The 20,414-nt window shown below is 41.2% G+C and carries 20 protein-coding genes and 1 riboswitch; of the genes, 16 read left to right on the forward strand and 4 right to left on the reverse strand.

Going from position 1 to position 20,414, the window contains the following annotated elements; translation table 11 throughout:
- The first annotated feature begins 15 nt into the window (after positions 1-15).
- The 5 genes from D3P96_RS06220 (at position 16) to D3P96_RS06235 (ending at position 5,047) form a co-directional block, all read left to right on the forward strand.
- The gene (locus D3P96_RS06220) at positions 16-1,347 is read left to right on the forward strand and encodes a dihydrolipoyl dehydrogenase family protein (protein WP_124943511.1); all 1,332 of its coding nucleotides are present in this window, start codon (positions 16-18) and stop codon (positions 1,345-1,347) included.
- 145 nt (positions 1,348-1,492) lie between these two features.
- On the forward strand, positions 1,493-2,479 hold the full coding sequence (gene imm48 / locus D3P96_RS06225) for an Imm48 family immunity protein (protein WP_124943512.1): 987 nt from the start codon (positions 1,493-1,495) through the stop codon (positions 2,477-2,479).
- Positions 2,480-2,535: 56 nt separating this feature from the next.
- Complete coding sequence (locus tag D3P96_RS06230; protein WP_124943513.1) at positions 2,536-3,105, forward strand: hypothetical protein; 570 nt, start codon at positions 2,536-2,538, stop codon at positions 3,103-3,105.
- 459 nt (positions 3,106-3,564) lie between these two features.
- The gene (locus tag D3P96_RS08375) at positions 3,565-3,711 is read left to right on the forward strand and encodes a hypothetical protein (RefSeq protein ID WP_185696106.1); all 147 of its coding nucleotides are present in this window, start codon (positions 3,565-3,567) and stop codon (positions 3,709-3,711) included.
- A gap of 163 nt (positions 3,712-3,874) precedes the next feature.
- A complete protein-coding gene (locus D3P96_RS06235) occupies positions 3,875-5,047 on the forward strand; it encodes a multidrug effflux MFS transporter (protein WP_124943514.1) in 1,173 nt (390 codons plus the stop codon).
- Between the two features lie 108 nt (positions 5,048-5,155).
- Here the strand turns inward: D3P96_RS06235 and D3P96_RS06240 are convergent, their stop codons facing one another.
- Entirely contained in the window at positions 5,156-5,701 is a 546-nt protein-coding gene (locus tag D3P96_RS06240) for a DUF1541 domain-containing protein (RefSeq protein ID WP_185696107.1), read from the reverse strand.
- A 155-nt stretch (positions 5,702-5,856) separates the two neighbouring features.
- A riboswitch (PreQ1 riboswitch) is annotated at positions 5,857-5,901 on the forward strand.
- A gap of 7 nt (positions 5,902-5,908) precedes the next feature.
- Here D3P96_RS06240 and D3P96_RS06245 point away from each other — a divergent pair.
- Both D3P96_RS06245 and D3P96_RS06250 read left to right on the forward strand, forming a co-directional pair.
- Positions 5,909-6,403: a QueT transporter family protein gene (locus D3P96_RS06245; RefSeq protein WP_124943516.1), complete on the forward strand. Its 495-nt coding sequence runs from the start codon at positions 5,909-5,911 to the stop codon at positions 6,401-6,403.
- Positions 6,403-7,140 carry a 3-oxoacyl-ACP reductase gene (locus D3P96_RS06250; protein WP_124943517.1) on the forward strand — a complete coding sequence of 246 codons (738 nt, stop codon included), beginning with the start codon at positions 6,403-6,405 and terminating at the stop codon, positions 7,138-7,140. Before D3P96_RS06245 ends, D3P96_RS06250 begins: the two co-directional genes overlap by 1 nt.
- 50 nt (positions 7,141-7,190) lie before the next feature.
- Here D3P96_RS06250 and D3P96_RS06255 read toward each other — a convergent pair whose 3' ends face one another.
- Together D3P96_RS06255 and lepA are read right to left on the reverse strand one after the other, a co-directional pair.
- Positions 7,191-7,757 carry a helix-turn-helix domain-containing protein gene (locus tag D3P96_RS06255; protein WP_124943518.1) on the reverse strand — a complete coding sequence of 189 codons (567 nt, stop codon included), beginning with the start codon at positions 7,755-7,757 and terminating at the stop codon, positions 7,191-7,193.
- Positions 7,758-7,778: 21 nt separating this feature from the next.
- Positions 7,779-9,557 (reverse strand): translation elongation factor 4, encoded by a 1,779-nt coding sequence (gene lepA, locus D3P96_RS06260; RefSeq protein ID WP_124943519.1) that lies wholly within the window; start codon positions 9,555-9,557, stop codon positions 7,779-7,781.
- A 154-nt stretch (positions 9,558-9,711) separates the two neighbouring features.
- Here lepA and D3P96_RS06265 point away from each other — a divergent pair, with 154 nt between their 5' ends.
- From D3P96_RS06265 to D3P96_RS06280, 4 genes are all read left to right on the forward strand, one after another.
- Positions 9,712-10,257, forward strand: a complete 546-nt coding sequence (locus tag D3P96_RS06265; RefSeq protein WP_124943520.1) for a GNAT family N-acetyltransferase — start codon at positions 9,712-9,714, stop codon at positions 10,255-10,257.
- A gap of 140 nt (positions 10,258-10,397) precedes the next feature.
- Positions 10,398-11,153: an ABC transporter ATP-binding protein gene (locus D3P96_RS06270; RefSeq protein WP_124943521.1), complete on the forward strand. Its 756-nt coding sequence runs from the start codon at positions 10,398-10,400 to the stop codon at positions 11,151-11,153.
- A gap of 16 nt (positions 11,154-11,169) precedes the next feature.
- Positions 11,170-12,954, forward strand: coding sequence for an FtsX-like permease family protein (locus tag D3P96_RS06275; RefSeq protein ID WP_124943522.1), 1,785 nt, complete (start codon positions 11,170-11,172; stop codon positions 12,952-12,954).
- 182 nt (positions 12,955-13,136) lie between these two features.
- Positions 13,137-14,066 (forward strand): glycosyltransferase family 2 protein, encoded by a 930-nt coding sequence (locus D3P96_RS06280; RefSeq protein ID WP_124943523.1) that lies wholly within the window; start codon positions 13,137-13,139, stop codon positions 14,064-14,066.
- Between the two features lie 48 nt (positions 14,067-14,114).
- Here D3P96_RS06280 and D3P96_RS06285 read toward each other — a convergent pair whose 3' ends face one another.
- Complete coding sequence (locus D3P96_RS06285; protein ID WP_124943524.1) at positions 14,115-15,059, reverse strand: sugar-binding transcriptional regulator; 945 nt, start codon at positions 15,057-15,059, stop codon at positions 14,115-14,117.
- 264 nt (positions 15,060-15,323) lie between these two features.
- Here D3P96_RS06285 and D3P96_RS06290 point away from each other — a divergent pair, with 264 nt between their 5' ends.
- The 5 genes from D3P96_RS06290 to citF are packed head-to-tail and all read left to right on the forward strand — an operon-like array spanning position 15,324 to position 20,272.
- The gene (locus tag D3P96_RS06290) at positions 15,324-16,469 is read left to right on the forward strand and encodes an NAD(P)-dependent malic enzyme (RefSeq protein ID WP_124943525.1); all 1,146 of its coding nucleotides are present in this window, start codon (positions 15,324-15,326) and stop codon (positions 16,467-16,469) included.
- Between the two features lie 25 nt (positions 16,470-16,494).
- Positions 16,495-17,547, forward strand: a complete 1,053-nt coding sequence (gene citC / locus D3P96_RS06295; protein ID WP_124943526.1) for a [citrate (pro-3S)-lyase] ligase — start codon at positions 16,495-16,497, stop codon at positions 17,545-17,547.
- Positions 17,537-17,830 (forward strand): citrate lyase acyl carrier protein, encoded by a 294-nt coding sequence (gene citD / locus D3P96_RS06300; protein ID WP_124943527.1) that lies wholly within the window; start codon positions 17,537-17,539, stop codon positions 17,828-17,830. Before citC ends, citD begins: the two co-directional genes overlap by 11 nt.
- 2 nt (positions 17,831-17,832) lie before the next feature.
- Positions 17,833-18,744 (forward strand): citrate (pro-3S)-lyase subunit beta, encoded by a 912-nt coding sequence (citE, locus tag D3P96_RS06305; protein ID WP_124943528.1) that lies wholly within the window; start codon positions 17,833-17,835, stop codon positions 18,742-18,744.
- Positions 18,734-20,272: a citrate lyase subunit alpha gene (gene citF / locus D3P96_RS06310; protein ID WP_124943529.1), complete on the forward strand. Its 1,539-nt coding sequence runs from the start codon at positions 18,734-18,736 to the stop codon at positions 20,270-20,272. Before citE ends, citF begins: the two co-directional genes overlap by 11 nt.
- Positions 20,273-20,414 lie beyond the last annotated feature (142 nt).

Below are 20,414 nucleotides of genomic sequence, written 5' to 3' on the forward strand. Positions count from 1 at the left end.
ATAGGGGGATTAATTATGCCAGAATTTGATTATGATGTTGTATATATTGGAAGTGGACACGGAACGTTTGATGGTGCAATGCCATTAGCCGCTAAGGGAAAGCGCGTTGCCGTGATTGAAGCGGATAAAGTTGGGGGAACTTGTCCAAACTGGGGATGTAACGCAAAGATTTTGCTAGACGGACCAGTTGCGCTACAACACACTTTGCTTGCCTCTGACGGTATTGTCAGTGGTGATGGTAAGATTGATTGGGCGAAGAATAAGGCGCACAAGCAAGCTGCCATTGACGTGATTCCAGATGCCCTTAAGGGTGGGATGGAAGCTTCAGGCATCAAGATGTACTTTGGTCATGGAACCATTATTGGTGAACATACCGTTGCCGTTGATGGTGAACCCATCACTGCTGAAAACATCGTGATTGCCACAGGATTGCGCCCACACCAATTGGACATTCCTGGAACTGAATTGGGTCATGATTCAAAGGACTTCATGGCTTTAGATGATATGCCAAAGCACATGGTTATCATTGGTGGTGGTTACATTGGGGTTGAATTCGCCACAATGGCCAACGCTGCTGGTTCTGACGTGTCACTTGTTTTGCATGATGGCGAAGCCTTGCGCGGCTTCCACCAACCATATGTGAAGGAAGTGTTAGCTGATCTTGAATCACGTGGGGTTACCGTCGTTCGCAACCAAGAAGTGAAGTCATTTGAACAACAAGGTGATCAAATTGAAGTCGCTTTGTCAGATGATACAATCACAACTGATTGGGTTTTGGATGCAACTGGTCGTGTTGCTAACGTTGAGAACCTTGGTCTTGAAGATTTGGAAATTGAACACAGCCCTAAGGGAATTGTGGTTAATGAATATCTTCAAACAACGGTGCCAAGCATCTATGTTTCTGGTGATGTAATCGACAAGGAACAACCAAAGTTAACACCAACCGCACAATTCGAATCACAATACTTGATGCACCGCTTTGCAGGTGAATCAGATGCTGCTATCGATTACCCAGCCATCGCGACAAACGTCTTCACGACGCCACGTATCGCCCAAGCTGGTGTAACTGTTGCAGAAGCACAAGCTGATCCAGATAAGTACATCGTTCAAGAGAACGACCTTTCTGGCGACTGGTACCGTGCCGTTGATTATGAAAAGAATGCTAAGTTGACCCTTATCTTCAATAAGGACAAGCAACTAGTCGGAGCAACTGAAATTTCAGAACGCGCCGAAGATTCAATCAACGCATTGTTGCCAGCTATCGAATTTGGCTACACACCTGCACAACTTGAACGCTTGGTTTACATTTTCCCAGCCATCGCGTTTGATTCAATTAGCAAATTGTAATATAAAATAAAGCCTCGCCAGTTTTCTGGCGGGGCTTTTTTAATGTGTATATATAATTTACCTTTCAAATGGAAGTAATTGCTATAGCTTGAAAATCTATTTATAATACTGAGAAACAAAGGCCGAAAAAATATGAGGGAAGCTTATGCTATTCAATAATAAAAAGAAACAGTTCGCAGAAGATCGAATTCAAAAAATACTTATTCCAATTTTTGATGAAATGGAATTGCAGAATGTGGCACTAGATGACTTAGGAAGTCAAACGCTCATGGTTTATTACTATGGCATGTTGGTCCATTTAGGTCACGCTGATGATGTTGATAACAAGTTAGTGCTGAACCAATTTACTCGCGACCTAATGGAATATTTTGATTATTCAATGGACGAGGCAGTCGAATGGGCGCTTAATATCGAACATTTCGTTGAAACGCAAGAATACGATACAACCAATGTTTTATTTGAACATGGGTATGAAGCACTTGATGATTTAAACGATGGTGAACAAGCTGAAGTAAAGAAGGATTATAGTGACATTGTTGACCATCTTAAAGCATATGAAGCGGAAAATCCGGATGCTGTTCCTGAAGAACAAGTTTCACCAATGGAAGATCTGATGCATGGCAGTCAGGATAGTTCTGAAACCCAAGAAAATGATGACAGTGGGCACTGGTCGCTGAACGTTGACTTGATTAATCAGTTTATCGAAAATGATTGGTTCCAACAATATGAAGAATTGAATGAAAAGAAGCTTGAGAAACTAAGCGAGCAATGGAGTAAATTGAGTTTTGAGAATTTTAGTCTGGATCGAAGTAATGAAGTGTCAATGAATCTTTCGCAGGCTCAATTAGAACAATGGAACAATCTAGTTTATGAATATATTGGTAGCTATCAAGATTCTATTAAATTTGTAATTGATGGTTCGTGGGGAAGTGAAGTGAGTGATGAGTTAAAAAAGAAATTAACAAATAATATTGCCGCTCAATTATTAATGCTTATTATTACCTCGTCATTCATAGATATAGAAGAAATACCCTATTACGCCGAATTAAAGAAAATTTTGCTAGATGGCTATATCTATACCAAATGGGAAGGTCAGTACCCTGATGGTAAACTCGGCATTTATAAAAATTAAGCATAACTGTAGTAGAGATTGACTTTGATTAGGAGTTCATTCATGAGGAAAAAATTATGGATAATATGAAACCTGGTGATAAGACAGGTGAATTTATTGGACACGCCAAGAATGGTATGGAAGTTGAGTGGGATAAAGACCGCAAAGGTAGGTGGCGCAACGTTTACATAACTGATGTTAAAAATAAGTTTAATGATGTAAAGGAAGAGCCATCTAGTATTGTGGAATCCGGCTATTATGATAATTATCGGGTAAAAACAACACCTGAAGGAATTAAATGGGTGTTGGATGGACTTGAGACAGACATGAATCAAATATTAGATTATTGTAAAGATAAGAAGTCTTGGAATTCAGACTATGATGGAATTACATTTTACGGTGATGATTGGGAGGCAGGTTATGACTGTTATGAGTTTCCAAAAAAGATTGAAAAAAATCAAGCTGTTGTGGAAAACTTTCATGATTATCCCGATGAGACCATTGATATTGCGTATGTGACGTTAGAACAACTGTATGATTACTTCGTTGATGAAGTCAACCATGCGAATACATTTGTTTATCGACCTCAAGATATTGCAAAAATGAAAGAAAAGTTACCAGAAGTAAAAAAAGCTTTTGGACTGTAAAACCAGATAATGACAACGATTGAATAGACCATGAGGTCCAGAATGACTGTATTCTGGACCTCATTTTGTTATATAATATTTAAACTTAGGACAACCGAAAGCATAAGATCTGACGATAAACTAGGTGACGTCAGTGGCTATGCCAAGCATGTTAAGATAGAATTGATGTATTCAAATGAAAAGACGGCGCGGCAATCTAACCTAAGGTGGCAGACAGAATAAATGATGCATATCTTTAAGGGTAAGATAGGGCTTCATAAAAGAACATAGTAGTGGTGAGGGCGAACATGCAATAATGCAGTAGTATCGTGTCAGAAACGATATTAAAATAATTAAGGAACTTGTTAAAATAATTGCGATAGTATATATTAAAGATAATAAAGTTTAATATCATTGCGTAATGATATTTGAACATAACAAGTTGAGAAGTATTAAAAGCTAAACTAAAGGAGCAATGACATGAAGTTACCAAAAACTTATACAAGTAAAAATGGGCACTTAACTGTGACAATGGAACGAACTACTAAGAAGGAAAAGATTCAAGCATTAATTGGATGGACAGTTGTTGCTGTGATTGTATATGCTTTCGTCTTGCTTCTCAAGTAAATGATTTCAAATGGGGCCCATTAGTTAGCGTGAGTTAACTGGTGGGCTTTTTATATGGTTTAAAAGAGGAGAAAAAATATGAATTATTCAGAATTTATTATGTCTGCAACAGTAAGTGACTAAGGACGTTTTTCATCAGATTAAAAAATATTAGGAGAAAAAAATGAGAAACGTCCAGAAAAATAGTCCAGCAATCATCCTATTGATTGTACTTGTGGGGTTCCCACAAATTAGTGAAACGATCTTCACACCAGCATTACCGGAAATCAGTCGAGATTTTCATGTCACCGCACAAACCGCCCAACTTTTGATGGGAAGTTACTTCATGGCATTTGCCGTTGGGGTTTTAGTTTGGGGACAGTTGTCAGACCGATGGGGTCGGCGACCAACGATGCTCCTAGGTATCTTGGTCTATCTTATCGGTAACATCGGCTTATTTGCAGCACCAGAATTTGGTTGGTTACTACTAGCCCGACTCGTGCAGGCCTTTGGCGCCAGTGTCGGATCAGTTGTCACGCAAACAATTATGCGGGAAAGCTTTTCCGGAGTGAGAGGGGCCCAAGTATTCGCCAAAGTCGGCGGTGCCATGGCCTTAGCACCTGCATTGGGTCCATTTATTGGGGGAATCATCCAACAATATTTCGGATTCAAAAGTGTCTGTTCCGTGCTTATTGGCATGGCGATTATGATTTTGATATACAGTTATGGTAAGTTGCCAGAAACAATGAATCCAAAGGCGACTGAGCCGTCGGTTTCAATTTGGCACGCTGCGAAAATTCTTGCGCATGATAAGCGAGTTTGGGCTTATGCCGTTTTGATTGCGGGCATCAATGGAATTCTGTTTAGCTTTTATGCAGAGGCACCATTTGTTCTGATGCAAATGTATGGCATGGACGCTATGCATTACGGCATCGCGGGGATGGTGATTGCGTTATCTAGTATTGTTGGGGCGATGTGCGCAAACTATGCGGTGAAGTATCTGACATCTTACCGAATTATTATGTTAAGCCTGATTGTGAGTGGGCTAGGTGTTGGCGTTGGTTGCTTGAGTGCGACGATGCATAGTAGTTTATTGTTCCTGGCGGCCTTCTTTATTGTCTTTACCGGGCTGAACACTATTTTGCCATTAGTACTGAATGATGCTTTGGTTGGATATGAAAATATTATTGGGACTGCCAGTGGTGTATTTGGATTTGCCTATTACGTGATGATTAGTTTGATGACTTATGGCATGAGTCTAATGCACAACGGCACGGCATTTGCATTGCCACTTTATGTTGGGGCGTTAATTGTATTAATGCTCATATTGACGGTTACGTGTTTAAGAAAAAGATAGTGGGAAAGCCTGTGCTTGCGAGCGCGGGCTTTTTTGTATAAAAAATAATCGAAATATTCTGGGGATTTCCCAAAACATTTCGATTATGTTATTTTTGCATTTATTCAATTATGAACGAGCTTTTAGCTCATCTTGGGCAACCCACTTATGGTTCATCACAGACTTACCAGTTTTGGTATTTGTGTAATTGATTTCATAGGCAGGGCCCTTGTGGACCTTGGTAATCTTACCTTTGGCATTTTTCATACCTGGCATGTGGTCAGTGGTGATGGTAATGGTATCACCCTTTTTGTCCTTCTTATCTGGATCCTTGAAGTCAGACTTTACCAACCACTTGTGGTGCATGACTTCTTTACCCGACTGGGTGTTCTTGTATTGAACCTCATAGAGTGGGGTATCGTATGCATGAACGACCATGCCTTTGGCATTCTTCATACCAGCCATGTGATCAGCCTTAACGGTCACCTTAGCATTGTCCTTGTACTTGGCATTTTTGTCCATTTTCAAATGTGAGGTATCAGATGTAGATGATGACATCGTCTTAGCGCTTGAAGACATATTATTCATACTATCTGCGTGAATGAGAGACGTACTTGCAGCAGCTCCAGTAGCTAAGAGAAGAGTTGTTGCGGCAATTGTAAACTGTTTGTTCATGATGTTTCCTCCAAAATTTCTTAACAACCAACAACAGAACATAGCTTATAATTTAATTGATAAAGAAAGTTTAATTGGGGCATAAGTGGAACATAAATTCAGTTTTGAATTGAGTCCTAATCTGTTCCGTGTGTCTGTACAATATGGTATATTGAAATCACGTGGTTCGTAACCATCCCACGCAAAAAAACTAGGAGTCTTTTAAATATGGAAACAAAAAAAAATAAACGCGTCTATGATCTCACGATGATGGCCGTTGTTGCCGCACTTTATGTGGTATTGACGTTGTTGGTAGCACCTTTCGCTTTTGGACCGGTCCAATTGCGTTTGTCAGAAGGGCTAAACCATCTAGCTGTCTTCAATAAGCGCTACATCGTAGCAATTTCACTAGGGGTGTTCATTGCCAACACGCAGTCATCCCTTGGTGCCGTTGATATGATTTTCGGAACGCTGGGTACAGTTGTAATGTTGACGATGAGCTACTATGCCACACGTCATGTGAAGTCAATCGTGAAGCGTCTCATCATCAGCACAGTTATTGATACTTTCATGATGTGGGCCGTGGCGCTTGAATTGCACGTCTTCTTGAAGGCACCATTCTGGATTACCTACGGTTCAGTTGCCCTTGGAGAATTTGCTTCATTGGTCATTGGTGCGATTGTCATTTACTTCATCAGCAAGCGCATTAACTTGGCAGCCTAATGATTGATCAAAATTATACGGGGCAGACGCTCTTAATCACCGGTGCAGCTTCGGGGATTGGGCAAGCCCAAACGCAAGCTTATCTAGCTGCCGGTGCGACTGTGATTGCACTGGATCGACAACCCATTCAACTGGAACACGCCAACTTAACCAAGGTCGAACTTGATTTAGCGGACGCAACTGGCTTGAAGGCATGGTTGTCACAAAACACGGCATTACTCGCGCAAGTGGATATTTTCTTGAGCACGGCTGGGGTCTTGGATGCTTTCCAACCAGCTTTGGCAGAAGACGAAGCATTATTTATGCGCGTGATGCAAATCAATACCTATGCCCCAATTCAAATCACGATGGCTTTGTTGCCAATGTTACTTGAAAAAAAGCATGGACAAATTTTATACATGGCATCGATTGCTGGTTTAATTGCTGGTGGTGGTGGCGCAGCCTATACAACGTCCAAGCATGCTTTGGTCGGGTGGATGCGTCAGCTCGCCTTAGATTATGCTGACCAGGGATTGCGAGTGAACGCGATTGCACCTGGGGCGATTGAAACGCCTATGAATGCAGCCGATTTTGCTGGGGATGCCGCTATGGCGAAATCTGTTGCGGCGGAAACGCCAACCAAGCGTTGGGCTCAGCCAGAAGAGGTCGCCGACCTGAGCCTTTACTTAACAAGCCCGCAAGCAGGGTACATTCAAGGCCAAGTTGTGCCAATCGACGGTGGTTGGACAATTAAATAGAATCAAATAAAAACGCTAGTTACGAGTAATCGTAGCTGGCGTTTGTTTAGTTAGAATTTCGTGAAATCAGGCAAGTCAACGAAGTAGCTGACAATATCGGTGATATCAACGTAATTATTTTCGTCTTTGTAGAGGAGCAAGCGCCAGTCGCTGACGTGATCCTCGTTACGCTCATCAATGAACTGGTTCAAAGTACCGTCATGATTGAGGAGCAGATAACCGGCGAAATCTTCTAAGACATCGGGCATCGACGTTGTTAGGCGTTCCATATCATGTGAATCATTGGGGTTGAAAAGGGCCACACCGAGAGTCCCAAGTTCAGGACGTAGGTTGGCGAAGTACCACTTAATGGCGATAAGGTCGGTCATCGTCATACCGATGTTCATCAAATAGTCGACACTCAAGCGGAAGTGGATGGGTTCAACCATTGCAGGCTGAGTTTTAGCGACATGATATTGATCAGAATAGAATTCAGCCAATGTTTGCCATTGTGCGAAGGTCGGTTCTTGTGTGCCTTGCTCGAAATCGTTCAAGGTATCTGCAGCAATCTTTGTTTGTTCAGCAACGGCTTCACGGCTTAATTGAAAAAGTGAACGCAGGGTTAGTAGATTATTCATCACAAAACTTCCTTTCGATGATTAATGACGGCTCATATCCAAAATGGCATCAAAGACAGACTGTGGCAATTCGATTTGATTCTTTTGCCCTTGGCGACGCATTTGTTGTTGCTTCTTAGACGTCTTACCAGATGAAGCAGCGGCTTTACGTAGGGGTGGAATATTTCCACGACTAATGACACGCCCTTCAACAATGGCTTGAACCGGCATTTGTTGCAACTTACGTGGGACCAGTTCCGTTAACTTTTGGACGATTTCTTGGGCGAATTGGTCGGCACGCAAACGGTGCATCACAAAAGTTAGCGCATCGACAGGCGTGTAATCAATTTGGATATCCAAACGGACCAAATCAGATTCATCATAATCGTCGCGCTCCGTTGAAAGCGTGGCGAAACCATGGGAAACGGACTTCAGTTCATTAAAGAAATCATAGGCAATTTCAGAAATTGGCATCTTGTAGGTGATTAATAGCATGTCACCAATCGTTTCCAAATCTTGAAGGACACCACGGCGGCCTTCTGCAAGACGCATAATGTCGTTTAATTGAGAATCCGGCGCAGTGATTTTAGCGCGAACGTAAGGTTCTTCAACCTTTGTGATCATATTATAATCCGGGAATTGCGTTGGGTTTTCAATGTAAAGCGGCTTATCTTGGTTTTTAACTGTGACGCGGTAAGTTGAGTTTGGCATGGTCGTCAAAACATCAAGGCCAAACTCGGCTTGCAAACGTTCACGAATGATCTGCAAATGGAAGATTCCCAAGAAACCACCACGGAAGCCCATACCAAGTGCTTCAGATTGTTCAGGTTCGTATTGGAAAGCCGCATCATTTAGCGCCAGCTTTTCAATCGCAATCTTTAATTCTTTGTATTCACCTTCATGCGGATAAATTCCGGCATATACCATTGGCTCGATTTGTTGATAACCAGGGAAAGGTGCATCAGTGGGGTTTTGTTTAGAGGTCACGGTGTCACCAACTTGGATGGCACGTGGATCCTTAATTCCCGTGAGAATGTAACCAACATCCCCAGCTGATAATTCAGGCGTTTCAGTGGCAAGGGGCGTATAGAAACCAATTTCCTTTGGTTGGGCACTAACGTCATTAGCCATGAAATTCAACGCCATATTTTTTGTCAAAATCCCATCGAAAATACGGGCTTGGACCATGACACCTTGATAGGGATCGAATTTTGTATCGAAAATCAGACCCTTAAGCGGTGCGTCAGGGTCGCCACTTGGTGCGGGTAAACGGTCACGAATGGCTAACAAAACATCGTCAATCCCAATTCCAGTCTTAGCGGAAATACGCAGGGTGTTTTCAGGCGTGAAACGTTCATCAAGATCCATCAATTCAGCTTGCGTACTATCAACATCAGCCATTTTGTTATCAATTTTATTGATAATCGGAATGACGGTTAGGCCAGCATCTTGTGAAAGGCGGTAGTTGGCAACAGTTTGAGCTTGCACACCCTTGGTGGCATCGACCAAAAGGAGCACACCATCAGTGGCTGACAAACTACGTGACACTTCATAATTGAAATCGACGTGCCCAGGTGTATCAATCAAGTTATATTCAAATTCTTGACCTTCTGGGTCAACGTAGTAATTACGGACGGTACGCGACTTCACGGTCACACCGTGCATTTGTTCAACAGCCAGATCATCTAGTAATTGATCACTGGCTTCACGGTTACTAACCGTATTCGTGGTTTCCATGATGCGGTCAGCAAGTGTCGACTTTCCATGATCAATGTGGGCAATAATAGCAAAATTTCGGATAAACTTTTGGTCTTTAGGCATGAGGTCCTTCTTCTTTTCATTTAATCGGTGTTGTACCGAAGAGTATGTTAATCTGTTCAAATTCTACCGTACTCACCGGCAAAGGTGAAGAGAATCATGTATAATTTAAGGATAGTCTTATAAATCAAAATGGAAACAGAAAAAGAGGGATCATATGATTACATTTGAACCGATTACTGATGAAGCGTACTGGCAAAAAATTTATTTAGAAGCATTTCCAGAGCGTGAGCGTAGCCCCTATGAAATGCTTGTGGAACTTTCTGAAACGAAGCCCGTTGTTGAGTTACATACGATTGCCGAAGATGGCAAGGCGATTGGCTTGGTTGTGTGGGTTGAATTAGGGGATGATAAAGCTTTCATCCTATACTTTGCGATTGATCAATCACTACGTGGTGGTGGATACGGTGGTAAAGTGCTGGCAGCTTTGAAGGAGCGCTTTACGAACGGGATTATCCTAGAAGCTGAATTCCAAGAACCTGATGCTGACAATTTAGACCAGCGTGAACGTCGCCATCGTTTTTATGAAAAAAATGGTGTCATGGATTCAGCATTTGCATCAAAAGCATTTGGTGGGATTTACCATTTGATGCGTTCAAATCCAAAAGTCACAGTGGAAGATTACTTAAAAGGTGTCCAAATTTTGAGTGACTACCCAACGATGGTTGCCCCAGCATCACAGGCTTTACGAGCCTTTAAATAATTAAAAAAACAGCTACTGAATCAAGTGGCTGTTTTTTTATGGACTTTTTTGCTTGTAGTATTATACGCCGTATGGTAATGTCTTTTATGCAATAGATTTAACGGAATAGTATTATATATAATTAAAAGCGAGGCAGTATCATGACAGAACCAGCATTAGTAGCAAAAAATTTGGAAAAAACCTATCAAAAAGGAACAGAAGCGGAGCAAACCGTTTTAAAAGATTTATCTTTAACGGTTGAAAATGGAGAATTTTTAGCCATTATGGGACCTTCTGGATCTGGAAAATCAACTTTGTTGAACATTTTGTCAACATTAATGACACCAACTAGTGGGGAAGTTGAAATTAATGGTAAAGATATTCTCCATATGCGTGACAAAGAAATGGCCAAGTTCCGTGGGCACGACATGGGGTTCATTTTCCAAAACTATAATTTGATTGAAAGCTTAACGGTCGCTGAAAATATTGGACTACCACTGAATTTACAAAATGTGGCACCAAAGCTCATCAAGGAACGTGTACGAGGTGTAGCAGAATTATTGAACATTGCTGATTATCTTGGGAAGTATCCGGCAGAACTGTCAGGGGGACAACAACAACGCGTTGGGGCCGCCCGAGCCTTAGTCCACGAACCAGCTTTGATTTTTGGGGATGAGCCAACAGGTGCTTTGGATTCTGAAAATGCACGGGAGATGATGGCTTATCTGTCTAAGATTAACCAAGCCGAAGCCATTTCCATTTTGATGGTAACGCACGATGCTTTCTCAGCAAGTTTTGCGTCACGCATTCTTTTCTTAAGTGATGGACAATTCGTGGCTGAATTAAAGCGTGATGGGCAAAATCGCGAAGCATTTTATCAACAAATTTTGCACCAATTAGGAAACTTTGAAGAATAGGCGAAGGGGGGAAATCATGTTAAATAAAATTGCATTAAAATCACTTCGTCAGAAATGGCGTGATTATAGTGTATTGGTCATTGGATCTTTAATTGCGGTGGCTATTTTCTATATGTTCAGCGCAATTGCGACGAATGAACCATTATTGAAGAGTATGTCGACCATGACAAAACAAGTCATTGTCATTGTGTTTGTTTTTGGTGAGATTTTCTTGGGAATTATCACGTTTGTTTACCTGAACTTTGCCAATAACTTCTTGTTGCGATTACGACAAAAGGATTATGGGTTGCTTGCAATGCTGGGGGCATCTAAACGTCAAGTTGGTGGCTTGTTAATGCGCGAGACCCTCTTTATTGGTGTCATTGCAACAGCATTTGGTATTTTAGTAGGGGCTGGATTAACAAAACTCAGTGGTCAAACCTTAATGGATCTGATTGGTATCAAAATCAAGCACTGGGCTGTCTTTACCCCTAAGGCAATCCTGATTACTGTTGTATTTTTTCTTGTTGTCTTTCTACTCAACGGACTTTACAATCGTTGGCGTTTGAAGCGCGTTGACACACTGACTTTGTTGCACGCTGACGAAACGACGATGGCTAAACCAGAAAAGCCAGTCCGTCAATTGATTTTGGGCTTACTTGGACTTATTATTTTAGGTGGAAGTTATGCCTTGATGCCGTCAATTCCAAAATTGCGAATGACGGGGATGGTCATTGCGTTAATTTTGAATGGTGTCGGAACGTATTTGTTTGTTGGTCAGACACTAGGGCTCATCACAAATTGGATGCGTCGTTCTGATTTTGGACAACGTGGACTACGTTTGTTCTTGAACGGGCAATTAAGTTTTCGCCTAAATGAATATAAGCGTATTTTTACGATGATTGCGGTGTTATTTGGTTTAGCGCTAGGTGCAATTAGTGTTGGACAAGGTTACTATGTTTCTTTGCCAAAACAAGCAGAGGAAAATAATCCTGTCACATTAATGATGCGTAAACCTGATGCGAAGTTGAGTGGGCTTAACGATGTCACTTACCAAGCTGAAATTAAATATCGGGTCCATGATGGGCAAGTCGACTTTGAAAAGCAAGACTTAGCAAATGCCAAGGTACCGACACTGACATTTAACCACCCTGAAGATACCCATGCCAAGCCAAAACGTGTCACATTAAATGTGAATGCACCACATGCAGATGAAGATTATACGTTGACGACATGGGCAGCTTATCTAGCAGGAATGCCATACGGGACAAAGGTAAATCTGGTCGATCAATTGCCAAAACAAGGTGTCCAAACGTTTAAGGCTGTCTCTGTACGAGATATGCAGGCGAACCAAAAGCCACTTGAAAAGCTATATTCTGGTGAGTCACGCTATACTGATCACGGTAATTTGATGGTGCCCGGGGCATATGGTAATTTTGTGATGTTGAAGTCTATCTTTGGTGGTCTTGAATTTATGAGTGTCTTTTTGGGGATTGCTTTCCTCGTGATGCTGGCCTCAACGTTGATGTTTAAAGTTCTTTCAAACGTGAGCCAAGATCGTCATCGTTATCAAATTTTAAGGATGATTGGAACGACACCTGCTGCGTCGAAGATGGCAACGATTAAAGATGTTGGTATTCTTTTCTTTATTCCAATGGTGATTGGTATCTTGGACACTGTATTTGGCCTACAAAGTTTTAAACCGATTATGATGGATCCATACATTGGTTTAGGGAATGGATTACTCATAGTTGGAGGCGTATACTTACTTTACTTTGTTGTGACGGTATTCATTTACCAACGCCTTGTCTTAAAAAAGTAAGAGATGGCTAGATAAAGACGGGCATGTGATTTTAATTGATGCTTAACTTTTGAGTAGTGCAGAATGTGGTATACTATGAAGATACTGTAGAAAATAAAATCGACTTTAAAATTAAATGCACAATTAAAACCGACTTGTATTAGTCATTCATGAATACGTTTAAAAGTTGCTAGGAGTAAGTTATGTCTAAATTATCAATCATTGTCCCTGTCTTCAATGAGGAAGAGACTGTTCCAATTTTTTATGATGCTTTGGAAAAAGTACACACCCAAGTACCCGAATATGAGTTTGAGTACTGGTTTATTGACGATGGATCAACTGATAACACAATTGCGTCAATTCAAGCCCTACAAACCCGTACAGATACTGTTCATTATGTTGAATTCTCACGTAATTTCGGAAAAGAAGCAGGTCTGTATGCAGGTTTGCAGCATGCGACTGGTGAATATGTCGCTGTGATGGATGTTGACTTGCAAGATCCACCTGAGATGTTACCTGAAATGTTGGCCGGTGTGTCATCAGGGGAATGGGATATGGTTGGTGCACGTCGTACAACGCGTGCTGGTGAACCTAGAATTCGAACATTCTTTTCAGATATGTTTTATAAGGTGATTAATAAAATTTCTGATACGCACTTGGTTAATGGTGCACGTGATTATCGTGTCATGAGCCGTCAAGTCGTTGATGCCATTTTGAGTATGACTGAATACAATCGTTTCTCAAAAGGAATCTTTTCTTGGGTTGGATTTAAGCAGAAGTATCTGCCATATGAAAATGTTGAACGTGTTGCTGGTTCAACATCATGGTCATTCTGGTCACTTTTCAAATATTCAATTGAGGGGATTGTGGCCTTTTCACAAGCACCACTTACGGCCATTGCCATTTTAGGTGTTGTGTCATTTGTGGCCTCAATTATTGGCGCAATTGCGATTTTCATTCGCGCTTTGTTAGTGCCAGCGTCCGCTATTGGTGGTTGGCCTTCATTAGTTGTCATCATGCTCTTTATGGGTGGGATTCAACTACTTAGCTTGGGTATTGTTGGTCGTTATATCGCAGCCATCTACCTAGAAAGCAAGCATCGCCCAATTTATATTGCACGTGATGTTAAATAATAAAATAGTAAAACCCGCACTAGTCAGTACTAGTGCGGGTTTATTTTTTTACATTTCACTTAGAATACGGCGGGCAATCGATTCAGTTGTTACCATATCGGTAAGGAACTTACCACGTAATGCACCTAGGGCAGCCTTGGTCTTAAACTTACTCTTTACGATACCAAAGCGACGAGGTGTCGCCATGATTTCGTCAACTGACAAGCCAAATACCTTATCATGATCTTCATTCAAGAAATGTCCATCAACATCAAAAGGACGGCCATAAAGCATACCGGCAACATCATCTTGGTTGATATCACCGAGAATCATATCCAGATTTTCCTTCCAAGTTGGAATACTTTCAAGCGAGGCTAAGGTCCCCAGTGTTGTAAAGAGGAGATCCATTTGTTTTGAAGCTGAAAAGGCAGGTTTAACGGCAATTTCTTGCGACATTTTTTCACGGGTCGCATCATCAATAATGTAAAGCGGTCCAGTCATCGTAAGATACTCGGCTGAAAAACGGGCAGCAGCTAATTCAACCATACGCATTGAACCAGCAGCAGACTTATATTTCATGTTTTCCCCAATGAATTGGGTGAAAGTAACATTTTCTAGCACTGAGACGGGGAAGTAGTTGATGATATTAAAAATGGTACCACCCCAAGTTAAACCAACCACTTTGCTTTGAGCGATTAAAGGTGCTAATTGATGTGCTGAGTAGTTGAGGATATTTTCGGTCGTTTCAGTGGGACTGATATTATCCTTTAGAATGTAGATATGTGGGATGTTAAAAACTTTTTGGAATTCTTTTTCAAGTTCGAGATTACGAGGGTTAGGAGCTGCGATATTAATCGTGACAATGCCTTCGCGGCGTGCATCATCGAGATATTTGTTAACAAGATAACGACTTAAGTGATATTTTTCTGCTAATTCAGCTAAAGACAATTGTGAAAGATAGTAGTCTTGGGATAAATTGGCGAGTAATTCATGCTGATCCATTTCTTCTGACATCAGTAAGCCTCCTTAAAAGCGTTGTGCACCCTTAGCTTACCATACATTTGAAATATGTTGAATGATTTTCATATTTTTTAATTATATCAAGTTAAGGTTTTTAGTTTGTGAACCACGTTTTTAAATTTTTAAAATCACAACGAACTGATTTTAAAAATATCGAATTTATTCTTTACATTTTTAAAAATATGACCTAAAATTAAACATGTTAGCAAAGGTATGAGGCCTTTGAGAGTTAAAAAATATGTGAGAGGTGTAACAAACATGGTTGACATGGATAAAGTGTTAGCACTTCACGAAGCACATACCGGTGTGCTCGATATTAAAGGGGACTTTGATGTCACAACCCGTAATGATTTGAGTGAAGCCTACACACCAGGTGTCGCTGGCCTAGCAAAGCTGATTGAATCTGATCCATCAGCTAAGGCAAAGTACACGATGAGTGGAAAGTTAGTTAGCATCATTAGTGATGGGACTGCAGTATTGGGATTAGGGAATGTTGGTCCAGCTGCGAGTCTACCTATTATTGAAGGAAAAGCACTGCTATATAAAGATTTTTCAGGCGTAAATGCTGTCCCTATGGCATTAGAACAAACATCAGTTGATGAATTTGTCCAAACAGTTGTGAATATGTCAACATCGTTTGCCGGGATTCATTTGGAAGATATTGCCGCACCGCGTTGCTTTGAAATCGAAGAAAAGTTAAAAGAAAAATTGGATATTCCGGTTTATCATGATGATCAAGAGGGGACGGCAATTGTTGTCTTAGCTGGATTAATCAATGCTGCCAAGGTGGTTAATAAATCACTTAAGGATTTGAAGATTGTTTTGAATGGTGTTGGTGCATCTGGATATGCAACTGGTAAGTTATTGGCTGAAGCTGGTATTAAAAATATTACTTTGGTCGACATTCATGGTGTGATTCGCGAAGATGATACACGCTACAACGCGTACCAACGTAAACTTGCTGGCATGGTGAACCAAGCAGATGGGCAAACATTAGATGATGTGATTGATAATCAAGATGTCTTTATCGGTTTGTCAGATGAGAAGGTGCTCTCAGGAGACCAAGTCAAGCGCATGAACGATGACCCAATCATTTTTGCTTTGGCAAATCCTGTTCCAGAAATCGACCCCGATGAAGCCAATGCTGCCGGAGCAAAGATTGTCGCAACGGGATCTTCACAATGGCCCAACCAAGTTAATAATATTTTGGCATTCCCAGGTCTATTCAAGGGATTGTTGGAAACCGGTGTTAAGAGTGTCGATTCACAACTTCAGTCAGAAGTTGCACATGCTTTGGCCGATATGATTCAAAATCCTGATACGACAAATATTGTCCCGGGTGTTTTTGACGATGGTGTTGTTGATGCCGTTTCAGGTGCTGTTGAAACATTTGCCAAAAAATAAGTTATGACACAAGGAGGTCTGTAAAATGAGTGATCACATTCAAGATTTGTATTTGAGAAGTCAGCCACAACGCAAAATGTGGCAAAACTTCTTAACTGAACGTGGCATTGATGTTTTTAATGACAAAGAGATTGATGTCATTGATGAGACAATTGGCCTCTTTGATGATCATGACCAGTTAGTTGGAACTGGTTCCATTGCGGGTGATGTGATTAAGTACATTGCCGTCCAGAATGAGGACGGTGCTTCAGGATCACGCTTCAATATGGTCGTTTCTGAGCTCGTGAGCCGATTAGCACAACGCGGGGTGTTCCATATTTTGGTCTTTACCAAGCCAAAATATACAGTTAGTTTTGAACATGTTGGATTTACGAAGTTAGCTGATTCTGATCAAGGTGTCTTGCTTGAAAAAGGTGAACCAAATATTCAAACATACTTAAAGAATATCCCGAAGGTTCCAGCTGATAAGAAAATTGCAGGCATCGTCATGAATGCCAATCCATTTACTTTAGGCCATCGCTACCTTGTGGAAACGGCGGCTAAAGAAAATGATTTTGTTTATGTCTTTGTCGTCAATCAAGATGCATCACTTTTCAAAACCAGTGAACGTGTTGAACTCGTTAAGGCGGGAACGCAAGACTTAGAAAATGTCATTGTTGTCAATGGTGGCAGCTACATGGTCAGTTATGCGACTTTCCCAGCGTATTTTATTTCAAGTCCTGATGCAGTTGTTGATTATCAAACCACACTAGATGCGCGATTGTTCAAGAATTGGATTGCCAAGGATCTGCACATACAGACCCGTTACCTAGGTAGTGAACCATATTCGCACACCACTGATTTGTATAATCAAGCGCTACAACGTGAGTTGCCACCTGAGGTTCAGGTGAAAATCATCCCACGTAAAGAACTTGGTTCAGGCGATGCCATCTCGGCAACGTCAGTTCGTAAGGCGATTGAAGAGGACCGGATTTCCGAAATAGAAAATCGGGTTCCCAAAACCACCTACCAATTTATTGTTAACCACAAGTCTGAATTACAAGACCGGATTAAGAAAGGAAAGAAAGATGGAGATTAAGAAAACGGCGATTGCCGGAACATTAGAATCATCTGATGTACAAATTATGCTTAGTCAAGGAACAGATGGGATCCAATTTAATTTGGAATCAGATGTTGAAAAACAATATGGAAAGGCAATCAAGGCAACTGTTGCAGATGTTTTGAAAGCTTATGGTGTTGACAATGCCAATGTCAAGATTGTTGATAAAGGGGCATTAGACATGGTTATTAAGGCACGCGCAATTGCAGCAACGCAACGTGCTTTAGACATCGTTGATGAACCAATGTGGGAGGTACTTTAATAATGGCTACAGAAGAACGTTTACGTCGAACAATGATGTTCGTACCTGGAAATAACCCAGCCATGGTTAAGGATGCTGGTATTTTCGGAGCTGACTCAATTATGTTTGATTTGGAAGATGCTGTCTCACTTCCAGAAAAAGATGCCGCACGTTATTTGGTCTATGAAGCCTTGCAAACTGTTGATTACGGGGATGCTGAATTAGTTGTACGTATCAATGGATTGGATACACCTTTCTATCAAAATGATATTCGTGCGATGGTTAAGGCTGGAATCGATGTTATCCGTTTGCCTAAGGTTGAAACGGCTGAAATGATGACTGAGTTGGTAAACTTGGTTGAAGAAGCTGAGAAGGAATTTGGTCGTGAAGTTGGTTCAACACGTGTCATGGCTGCCATTGAGTCTGCTTTGGGTGTCGTGAATGCATATTCAATCGCTTCATCAACAGATCGGATGATGGGAATTGCTCTGTCTGCCGAAGATTACACGACGGATATGAAGACTCACCGTTACCCTGATGGTGCTGAACTAGAATACGCACGTAATGCAATTTTGCATGCCGCTCGTGCCGCAGGTGTTTCAGCCTTCGATACTGTGTTTACAAACATGGATGATCCTGATGGATTCTATCGTGAAACTGAGTACATTCACCAACTTGGATTTGACGGTAAGTCATTGGTTAACCCACGTCAAATTGAAATGGTTAACTCAGTCTTTGAACCTACTGAAAAAGAAATTGTAAATGCCCAAAACGTGATTGCTGCGATTGAAGAAGCCCGCGCTAAGGGTTCAGGTGTTATTTCAATGAATGGTCAAATGGTTGACCGTCCAGTCGTATTGCGTGCTGAACGTGTGATGCGTCTTGCAAAGGCATCACACTTAGTTGATGAGGAGGGAAATTACATTGGAAAATAGTGTAAAGCGTGAATTACCAGATGAACTTATGGATAAGTTGGACTACAAGCCTTTTGAAACTGTTGATTTTGGAAACCCTGAAATTCAACGTGTTGCACCAAAGGTTCGTGCCACTACTGGTAAGGATAAATTAGTTGATTCATTGGAAAAAGCTGTTACTGATAATGTTAAAGATGGTATGACGATTTCATTCCATCACCATTTCCGTGAGGGTGACTATGTCTTTAATATGGTTATGCGTATTATCATTGATCATGGTTATAAGGATTTGACTTTGGCCCCATCATCATTGACGAATACAATGAACGATATCACCATTGAAGCCATTGAAAAGGGTGTTGTTACCAATATCACATCATCAGGTATGCGTGGAACTTTGGGTGATGCCGTATCACACGGTGCGCTTGAAAACCCAGTTATCTTCCGTTCACACGGTGGTCGTGCCCGCGCCATCGAAGAAGGGGATATCAAGATTGACGTTGCTTTCTTAGGTGTACCAAACTCTGATGAGATGGGAAACGCAAATGGTATGGATGGTGAGACTGCCTTTGGTTCACTTGGTTATGCATTAATGGATGCCAAGTATGCAGATAAGGTTGTCTTGATTACCGATAACATTGTTGATTACCCAAACACACCTGCTTCAATCGAACAAACGCAAGTTGATTACGTCGTTAAGGTTGATAAGGTTGGAGATCCTGATAAGATTGGATCTGGAGCAACACGTTTCACTAAGGATCCTAAGGAACTTAAGATTGCGCAAACGGTTAACAACGTGATTGTACACTCACCATACTTCAAGGATGGCTTCTCATTCCAAACAGGTTCTGGTGGTGCTGCACTTGCCGTAACCCGTTTCTTGCGTCAATCAATGATTGATAATGGTATCACGGCCTCATTTGCGCTTGGTGGTATCACTAAGCCAACGATTGACTTGCTTGAAGAAGGTTTGGTTAAGAAGGTTATGGACGTGCAAGACTTCGATAAGGGTGCTGCCCAATCAATGAAGTCAAACCGTGACCAACAAGAAATCAGTGCAACTTGGTATGCAGATCCTGCTAACAAGGGTGCCATGGTTGATAAGTTGGATGTTGTTATCTTGTCAGCACTTGAAATTGACACTGACTATAATGTTAACGTTATGTCAGGATCTGATGGTGTTATCCGTGGTGCTGTTGGTGGCCATCAAGATGCTGCCACAGCCAAGTTGACAATTATTTCAGCACCACTTGTTCGTGGACGTATTGCAACGGTTGTGCCTGAAGTAACCACTAACGTTACCCCAGGTGACTCAGTTGATGTCCTTGTTACTGAAGTTGGGATTGCAATTAACCCTAAGCGTCAAGATTTGATTGATGCATTGAAGGATGTTCCTGGTGTACCTGTTTACACTATCGAAGAATTGCAACAAATGGCTGAAGCTAAGGTGGGAAAGCCAGAACCACTTGAGTATACCGATCGTACGGTTGCGATGGTTGAATACCGTGATGGTTCAATTATCGATACAATCAAAGAAATTAAAGATTAGTCAAAAAAACACTTAATCGTTGAGATTAAGTGTTTTTTTGTATGTTTAATAAGTTATAAAATCAGACAATAAACTCTAAATTTATGTAAAATAAACTGCAGAATTCGGACAGAAAATAAAAACTACGATAGATTTAGAGTTC

It is taken from the genome of Weissella viridescens (assembly GCF_003862435.1).
In the GTDB taxonomy this organism is placed as follows: domain Bacteria; phylum Bacillota; class Bacilli; order Lactobacillales; family Lactobacillaceae; genus Weissella; species Weissella viridescens_A.